Raw genomic sequence first — 6,338 nt, forward strand, 5'->3', positions numbered from 1 at the left:
AGAGTCTTTCTCTACCGCCAGGACTATCCTCCTGGCGGTAGAGATTTTTTATTTTTTATTAAAGTAGCCGTCATACTTCTTCTTGTAGGCCTTCCAGGTGATGGCCCATCGGGTTGGATCGTCCAGTACGTCGTGGTCTACGTGGTGTATGGTGCTGTTGTGAGGAGCTCCCTTGATGGTTTCAGGCTCGTTGTAACATTCGTAGGAGATGCGCTCCAAAATTGCACAGTATTCGTCCAGGTCCTCTTTGGAGTAGGATTCGCTGGGCTCTATGGTGCAGGGCTCCGGAATCACCCAGGGTTCGTGACTGGACCAGTAGTGGGTTCCGAAGTCAGCTATTCTACGCTGCACGTCACCGGTTCCAAAGCCCGTGTCCTCTTTCATCTTGCCCCAGGAGTAACGAACCTGCTCGATTCTGGCTCCGTGGTGAGGGTAAGCCATGGAGAGGCCCTTTATAGCGAGAAGTTTTTTCATAACGTAGTTGTTGTTCAAGATAGCTATCATGGAGGCCTCTTTAAGACCGTCGGCGCCGAGGCTCATTATCCAGGCGTAGGCCCTTATAATCGAAGGCAGGGTACCGTAAAATGACTTAACCTTTCCGCAACTTTTAGGCAGATCCCAATCCAGGGAGTAGGTATCCCCATTTTTGACCACCAGAGGAGCAGGTAGATAGTCCCTCAGATAGTCCCTTGCCGCCACAAGACCGGTAGCGGGGCCACCGCAGCCATGAGGGGATGCGAAGGTCTTGTGAAGGTTGAAGAAGGAGAGGTCGAAGTCCGCCTCTTTAGCTCGGGCTATACCCAGAAGGCCGTTGGCGTTGGCCTGATCGTAGCAACAGAGGGCACCTGCGGCCTTGGCTAATCCGGTGAACTCTTTTATTCTGCTGTTGAATATCCCCGTATCCTCTGGGTTGGTGAAAAAGATGGCCGCGGTCCTCTCCGAGAGGGCTGCCTTGAAGGCATCGAGGTCGGGAAGGCCGTCCTCATCGGGAGGTAGAACTGTGACCTTGAAACCCTTAGCGATAGGCACGGCGGCGTCGGCTGGATGAGAGTAGAAGGTTGTTATCACCTCGTCACGGTCCTCTCCTTTGTCCCTGAAGTAGGCCTTGACCATGGAGGCCATTGCCAGAGCACCGTGGGAGCCCCCACCTGGCTGCATACTGAAGTAGTCCAGTCCGCATATTTCTTTAAAACACTCCCCCAAAAGGTACATGATCTCCAGAGCTCCCTGTACGGTGGACTGATCCTGGCAGGGGTGGATATCGGCGACTTTGTGGCTGGAGACAAATCCCTCGTTAACCTTAGGGCTGTATTTCATGGTGCAAGTCCCCTGACCTATGTCTATGTTGTAATCGACCCCCAGGTTTTCCTGGGCTAAATGGTTAAAGTGTCTCAGCACCTGGAGCTGGCCCATTTCGGGAAGTTCCGGTAGATCGGTCCTCCTCATTGAGGAGGGGATGGAGGAAAGGCCGTCACCGACCTCTGCCTCTACCTCACTACCGGCACAGGGGAGAAGGATACCTCTGTGTCCAGGTTCGCTAAGTTGAAAGATGATAGGTTCATCCCAGCTGGCCTGATGAAATTTTCTGAGCTTGGTTTTCATATCCATAACGACAACCCTCCTAGACTACTCTACGAAGCTTCTTATGGCTTCGACAAGGGTCTCTATATCCCTGGGGGAGACCATCTCGGTCACACAGTAAAGGGCGGCCTGGCCGAGCTCGGGAAACTCCTTGGATATATCCTTTCCGCCGAAGATGCCCTTATCCAGCAGGTAGCGGTTTAATTCCTCCACGGTCTTCCCGGTCCCGTTTAAGTCCACGACGAACTCCTTAAAGGAGGTGGATTTAAAACGATCGACCTTCACCCCCGGCACAGAGGATAGAAGTTTCTTTGCGTAGAGAGACCGCTGCATTATCTCCCTCCCCAGATCCTCCATGCCTTTCGGCCCCATGGTGGCGAGGTAAACCCCAGCGGCGATTCCCCAAAGGGCCGCATGGGTTCCGACAAACTCTTTGCAACTATCCCTGTTTGCGAAGGAGGTCCTTTCCCACAGGACATCTCCAAAGCCCCACTCACCGTGGGAGGTAGGAGCTACGCTGAAAAGCCTGGAGGGATATTCTTCCACGATTTTGGGATCGTCGGCGGTGGCTATAAAGCCTCCCCCCGTTCCGTAGTGCATATGGATGCCCAATGGCTGAATATCGCCGCAGGATATGTCCGCACCGTATCTGGAGGGAGGCTGAAGCACCCCTAAGGAGCTGGGGTCGACGAATACCACGAACATAGCGCCGATTTTATGGGCCATCTCGGAGATAGTCTGGCCCTGAGTCTCTATGGCCCCTAAATAGGTGGGGTTCTCGACGAACACCGCCGCGACAGTTTCGTCCAGTTTCTCCGATAGATCCTTAAGGTCCACAAGGCCGGTTTCACCGTCGTATCCAACGGTCTTGATGGATAGAATCGAGTCTAGATAGGTCTCTACGACCTTCCTACGATCGGGATTAATGGCTCCGGCCATAATTACGGTCTTTCTTCCGACGATACGGGAGGCCATTCTCAAGGCGTTACCGGCTGCCTGGGCTCCGTCGTAGGTCGGTACGTTGCAGACGTCGACGTCCAATAGCTCCGCCATCATGCTTTGATACTCGAACATAGCCTGGAAGCGACCATGGTCCTCGTATGGCTCTCCCGCATAGGCGGTCAGAAACTCGCCGGAGGAGATTATTTCGTCCACGATTGCCGGTACCTGATGGCTGTAGCAACCTGCACCTAGAAAGGAGATGGCCTGTCTGACGGAGGTGTTTTTCTCAAGGATCGAGTCCATATGACGGCAAAGCTCGGCCTCGGAAAGACAGGGCTCCGGCAGGTCCATATCCCCCTTCATTCTCAGTTCCTGAGGAATGTCGACCAAGAGCTCTTCGATAGAGTCAGCCCCTATGAAGTCGAGTATTTCTTTTTTAGTCTCAGGGGATGAATTAGGTATATAGGGATGAACGATTTTTCTACAACAAGACATTTTAATCCTCCTAAAGGGTTTTATCAGGCGATTCCTCCGCCGTCCACTACCAGGCTGCTCCCGGTGACCCATGGTGCCATATCGCTACAGAGGAAGAAGACCGACTTCGCCACGTCCTCCGGCGTGCCCAGCCTCTTTATGGGCCGCTGAGCACATTCCTCCTTGTAGGATTCGTCGTAGGTGCCTCCTAGCTGTTCACATTCGCTTTTAAGCATTGGAGTGTCGATATCTCCAGGACAGACGCAGTTTACGTTAATGTTATCCGGGCCGTGGTCTATGGCCATGGCTCTGGTCATGTTCCATACTCCGCCTTTTGCTGCACAGTAGGAAATCGCCATAGGACCTCCTTTCAGACTCCAGCCAGATCCTATGTTTACGATCTTTCCACCTCCCTGTGCTTTCATGTAGGGCACTACTGCCTTGGACATCAAAAACACGCTTTTAAGGGTTACGTTAAGCGCCAGATCCCAGTCCCTTTCATCCAGGCCAACCACGTCGTTTCTGCGGGCCACACCAGCACAGTTGACCAGTATGTCGATTCTTCCAAACCTGGAGAGAACCCCCTCTACGGCGGTAACACAGCTGCTTGAGTCGGTAACATCGCAGAAGAAGAACTCTCTATCTCCCTCCACCACCCCTTTAGCCTTCCCGCCACCTTCTTCGTTTATATCGAGCATGGCCACCGAGACACCAGCCAGTGCAAAAAAACGAGAAATGCCCAGCCCTATACCGGAAGCGGCTCCCGTTATAAGGGCCACCTTTCCCCTCATTCCAAAAGACTCGTTAAGATCCAACATTCACCCAAAACCCCCTTGGTCGATAAGTATACAAGGAATACAACGAATACTATGTATATACACCACCTCCCTGGACCGTGTCAAGAGGCTTTTTGTTTAACTTGCTAAAACCGTTGGCTTGTCAAACTCGTACAGTTCTAGTATGATTTGCCGAGTTTTACGAGAGAAGTCTCGCAAAGCCCTGCTACCTCTCAGGGCGACAGGACGTCGCCCCAAGCCGATAAGTAAAACAAAAAACGGTGAACATCAATAGGGAAGAATTATTGGAAGGGAGGAATATAGATGAAGGATCCAGTACAGTTCAACACCACTTCGGACTACGTTTATCACCAGCTGCGAAACCAGATAATCACGAAAAAGCTGAGAGCCGGACAACGCCTCCCCGAAATAACCCTGGCAAAACAACTTGAAGTAAGCAGGACGCCGGTAAGAGAGGCATTGAGAAGATTGGCTAACGAAGGAATGGTCCAGTTAATCCCTAACGGTGGAGCGAGGTTACTGGCACCTACGAAAGAGGAGATCGTAGGGACCTACGAGGTTAGAGATTATTTAGAGCGTCTTGCGGTAAAAAAAGCGGCTTCTCGTATAACACCTCTACAGATCTGTAGGCTTGAAGAACAGATCGAGCTGGAGGAAAAGAGCTTTCAGGAAAGGGATTTAGAGTCGTATCTGGAGGTAAATAACTCTTTCCACAGGATAATAGCCGAGGCCTCGGGGAACATAATCTTAGCGGATTACATAGATAACGTCCTATCCAGGACTTACGTCTTTTTGGTCTTCTACGAAACTTTTTTTGATTTCCAAACCAACCCAAGCCTAGACGAACACAGAGCGATATTGAAAGCCCTCTCGGATCACGACGAGGATCTATCGGTAAAACTGATGGAAGATCATCTTTCCCTTTCCCTCAAGGGACTGGCCCCATAGAGGGACTATAGAATCCCTCCTAACCGACAAAAAAAGCGAGCAGGCAAAGGTTTAAAAACCCTGCCTACTCGCTTTTACAGCATACTAGAGAACTTGCCTAACGTCTCCACGAGAAAAGATTGCTCTTCGTCCGTAAGCTTTAAGGCTATTTTCTTTACTTTCTCCCTCTGTTTCTCGGCGTGCTCTCGAAAATAGGCCTCTCCCTTTTCCGACAGGACTATCTTGTACGATCTTCTATCGAGATCGTTTCTACATCTTTCAACCAGCCCCATATCCTGCAGGCGATCGACCATCACAGTGACTGTGCCGGTGGTCAACTCCATCTTCTCGGCTATATCCTTCATTCTGAGGTTTTTGTTTCTCCCGATAACACCGATAGTCCTCATCTGCGCAGGCGAAAGTCGGCCTAGCTTTGCTACCGCTCCCTCCCAACTATAAAACCTTTCACAGAACTCGACGACCTGCTCGGTCATCTCTTCCAATATCTGATCGCTCAACTTCCGTTCACCTCCATATTCTCCCAAGAGAGTACCAGAAGGTTATACCACAGCTACAAAACAAAATCAAATGGCTTGATAGTCATTCAAACACTAATTCGAAAAAAATTTTGACCAAAATAAAAAAGGCAGATCAACCTACGATCTGCCTTTTAGACGCTTCTGCTGTTTATAACCAGATGGACACCACAACTGGATCCCCCGAAGGAGTAAGGGAGAATAATATGAGCCGTATCGTCGGACTCTACCTGCCTTATCTTATCGCCACAGAAAGTCTGAGGAGGGGTTATGTCTATCGCAAAGCCACATTGGCTCATCTCAAGGGCCATTCTGCCAGCTACCATGTTGAGCATTTCACCGATGCAACTCATCGCAATCTCATTTCCAAGATCAGGAGGGATCAATCCACCGGTCAGAGCGGAGACGTATTTATCAAATCCATCCTGGGCCAGTATGACCGATAGGCCACCTCTGACGTTTCCAACAACCCCTATGACGGAGATAACTACACCGTAGGGAATCGAGTAGGAAAGAGAGGTCTCCCTCTTAAGAAAATGAACATCAACCCCTACAGATTCATTAAAACGATAAAATCCCCTCTGGACCGATTGGACCAGGGCAGTCAGAGTTTCTATAGGAACTTTCCGAAATTCTCTTCCTGGATCGCTCATCTATATCCCCTCTCACCATAAATTGGAGTAACGATAAAAAAACTCCAGGACGACCACAAAAGACCTTTACGCCTCAAAATTACACCGTTACAGCGGGAACCAAAGAGGATCCCATATCAGGGATCCTCTTGTGAACTACCCCCACTTATAGAAGTGGGGGCTTCCTGGTCAATATCTCTAACGAGACAAGTTTCCCCAGGCTCTGAAGGTCGTCCCGACCTCGTGAGTACCAAAGCTACACTGCCGTGCTAATTTCGGTGGGCAAAGCTAGTTTCAGTAAGTTTTGTGCCGCATTTACGTCCCTGTCGTGGCGAACGCCGCAGCTTGGACACACCCACTCCCTTAGAGCTAAATCCTTTACCAGTGGGTTTTTGTAGCCACATTCAGAGCACAGTTGGGAGCTGGCATAATTTGCCCCAGCTATTATC

The 6,338-nt window shown here is 50.5% G+C and carries 7 protein-coding genes; 1 reads left to right on the forward strand and 6 read right to left on the reverse strand.

Features of this window, described 5'->3' with window-relative positions:
• Window positions 1–48: 48 nt before the first annotated feature.
• From gcvPB to B9Y55_RS05390, 3 genes are read right to left on the reverse strand one after another with little or no spacing between them, the layout of a single operon-like run.
• Window positions 49–1,608 (reverse strand): aminomethyl-transferring glycine dehydrogenase subunit GcvPB, encoded by a 1,560-nt coding sequence (gene gcvPB / locus B9Y55_RS05380; RefSeq protein WP_085544346.1) that lies wholly within the window; start codon window positions 1,606–1,608, stop codon window positions 49–51.
• A gap of 18 nt (window positions 1,609–1,626) precedes the next feature.
• Window positions 1,627–3,018 (reverse strand): aminomethyl-transferring glycine dehydrogenase subunit GcvPA, encoded by a 1,392-nt coding sequence (gcvPA, locus tag B9Y55_RS05385; protein WP_085544347.1) that lies wholly within the window; start codon window positions 3,016–3,018, stop codon window positions 1,627–1,629.
• A gap of 23 nt (window positions 3,019–3,041) precedes the next feature.
• A complete protein-coding gene (locus B9Y55_RS05390; protein WP_085544348.1) occupies window positions 3,042–3,815 on the reverse strand; it encodes an SDR family NAD(P)-dependent oxidoreductase in 774 nt (257 codons plus the stop codon).
• Between the two features lie 282 nt (window positions 3,816–4,097).
• Between B9Y55_RS05390 and B9Y55_RS05395 the strand changes: the two genes are divergently transcribed.
• Window positions 4,098–4,742, forward strand: a complete 645-nt coding sequence (locus B9Y55_RS05395; RefSeq protein ID WP_085544349.1) for a GntR family transcriptional regulator — start codon at window positions 4,098–4,100, stop codon at window positions 4,740–4,742.
• Window positions 4,743–4,816: 74 nt separating this feature from the next.
• Here B9Y55_RS05395 and B9Y55_RS05400 read toward each other — a convergent pair whose 3' ends face one another.
• From B9Y55_RS05400 to B9Y55_RS05410, 3 genes are all read right to left on the reverse strand, one after another.
• The gene (locus B9Y55_RS05400; RefSeq protein ID WP_234986140.1) at window positions 4,817–5,239 is read right to left on the reverse strand and encodes a MarR family winged helix-turn-helix transcriptional regulator; all 423 of its coding nucleotides are present in this window, start codon (window positions 5,237–5,239) and stop codon (window positions 4,817–4,819) included.
• A gap of 152 nt (window positions 5,240–5,391) precedes the next feature.
• The gene (locus tag B9Y55_RS05405) at window positions 5,392–5,910 is read right to left on the reverse strand and encodes a chemotaxis protein CheX (RefSeq protein ID WP_085544350.1); all 519 of its coding nucleotides are present in this window, start codon (window positions 5,908–5,910) and stop codon (window positions 5,392–5,394) included.
• Window positions 5,911–6,145: 235 nt separating this feature from the next.
• The coding region (locus B9Y55_RS05410; protein WP_143340821.1) for a zinc ribbon domain-containing protein at window positions 6,146–6,338 on the reverse strand (193 nt) is incomplete at its 5' end.

Origin of the sequence: Dethiosulfovibrio salsuginis (assembly GCF_900177735.1) — a bacterium.
Classification (GTDB): Bacteria; Synergistota; Synergistia; order Synergistales; family Dethiosulfovibrionaceae; genus Dethiosulfovibrio; species Dethiosulfovibrio salsuginis.